Annotated in this window: 2 protein-coding genes and 1 riboswitch; of the genes, one reads left to right on the forward strand and one right to left on the reverse strand. The window is 68.6% G+C overall.

Annotation, left to right across the window (positions count from 1 at the left end; translation table 11 throughout):
• On the reverse strand, positions 1-987 hold a 987-nt coding region (gene ribD / locus Q4C89_RS10980), incomplete at its 3' end, for a bifunctional diaminohydroxyphosphoribosylaminopyrimidine deaminase/5-amino-6-(5-phosphoribosylamino)uracil reductase RibD (RefSeq protein WP_303102651.1).
• 35 nt (positions 988-1,022) lie between these two features.
• A riboswitch (FMN riboswitch) is annotated at positions 1,023-1,171 on the reverse strand.
• A 157-nt stretch (positions 1,172-1,328) separates the two neighbouring features.
• On the opposite strand from ribD, the gene Q4C89_RS10985 reads away from it, so the two are divergent.
• Positions 1,329-1,789, forward strand: a 461-nt coding sequence (locus tag Q4C89_RS10985) for a DUF4388 domain-containing protein (protein WP_303102652.1), incomplete at its 3' end; no start/stop codon positions are given.

Raw genomic sequence — 1,789 nt, forward strand, 5'->3', positions numbered from 1 at the left:
GTCCAACCCCTGCGCCGCGTGCAGGCTGCGCGTCGGCCCCACCAAAGGCGAGAGGCCCGCGCCCAGCAGCTTGGGGGCGATAAACACGCGCAGTTCGTCTATCAGGCCCGCTTCAAAAAAGGCACTGGCGAGGGTCGCGCCGCCTTCGAGCAGCAGCGTGGAAATGCCCAGCGCGGCGAGTTGTTCCAGCGCTTCGGGCAGCGAGTGGGGACGAATGACAGTCACGCGGGGGTCACGTTCCAGCGGGCTGCGGCGGCCTTCTTGCAGCACCAGCACCGCGCCTTCGCGGATGGCCCTGGCGTGGGCAGGAATGTGGCCTTCGGGGTCAAACAGCACGGGGCGGGGGTCGCGTCCGCCGTCTATGCCGCGTGTGGACAGTTGCGGGTCGTCCAGCAGGGCGGTGCGTGCGCCCACCGCGATGGCGTCGCACTCGTCCCGCCACCGCATCACCCGCGCCCGCGCCTCGGGGCCGCTGACGGGGCCGTTGCCTTCGCCGTGCGCGGCAGTTTTGCCGTCCAGCGTCATCGCGTACTTGTAGATGACGTAGGGCCGCCCCCGCGTCACCAGCGAACGAAACCCTGCTTGCTGGCGCACGGCTTCGGCTTCCAAGACGCCCGTTTCTACCGTGATTTCCGCCGCCCGCAGTTTCGCCAGCCCGCGCCCGTTCACCTGGGGATTAGGGTCGCCTGCCGCTACCACCACGCGGGAAACGCCCGCCGCAATCAGGGCGTCGGCACAGGGCGGGGTGCGCCCGTAGTGGCTGCACGGCTCCAGGGTGACGTAGGCCGTGGCCCCCCGCGCCCGCTCGCCCGCTTCGCGCAGGGCAAAGACCTCGGCATGGGGCTCACCTGCCCTGGGGTGAAAACCGCGTCCCACCACCACGTCATCCCGGACGATGACGCACCCGACAGGCGGATTGGGGCTGGTGCGGCCTACGCCCTTTTGCGCCTCGGCCAGGGCCTGGGCCATGTATTCCGAATCATTCATACGGCAACGCCGCCCGCTGGGGTGCAGGCTGAGCGCTCCTCCTTCTTTCATCCGGACTGTCACCGTCGGCTGCCGAATTTCACGGCATCGGGCCTGCGCGAATCAATTGCGCGGGCTTCGCGGGCTGTCCCCATGCTGAGGGTTCACCGCCGGTGGGGAATTGCGCCCCGCCCCGAAAGAGGTCGGTCACGCCTGCGTCGTTGTGGACGCGGACGAAACCGGAACCCAGGGTAAACCATGCTTGCCCCGGCGGGTGTAGCCCACCTGACGCATGGGGGTCGGTCATCTTGGCCGGTCGTCTTAACATGGCGCGGCGAGAACGTTAGACTGAGTCCGAAATGATGAGTGGCGACCTGAGCGTCTTTCCGTTGCTGCCCGTGCTGCAAATGCTCCTTGGCAGTGGCAAGGGTGGACAGTTCAGCGTCGAACACCCCCGGGGCGGCGAACTGTGGCTCGGTCACGGCGAACTGCTCCACGCCCGCAGCGACGGCCTGAAGGGTGAGGCGGCGCTGCAACTATTGGCGAGTCTGGACGGCGGCACCTTCACCTTCGAGCCGGATGTCGCCCCCCCCGAACAGACCCTCAGCCTGCGCCAGGACGCCGCCCTGCACCGCCTGATGCTCGAAGCCGACGCCTGGGCACCTCTGATCGAGCTGCTGCCCGACTGGAACTTGCCGCTGCGCCGCACCCGCCAGTGGAACGACCAGCAACCCGTGACCCGCCAGCAGTACCGGGCACTGAGCCTCATCAGCCCGCACCGCTCGCTGCGGAGGCTGGCCGAACTGTCCCAGCTCCCGCCCCG

The sequence above is a fragment of the Deinococcus sp. genome (assembly GCF_030523985.1).
GTDB lineage: Bacteria > Deinococcota > Deinococci > Deinococcales > Deinococcaceae > Deinococcus.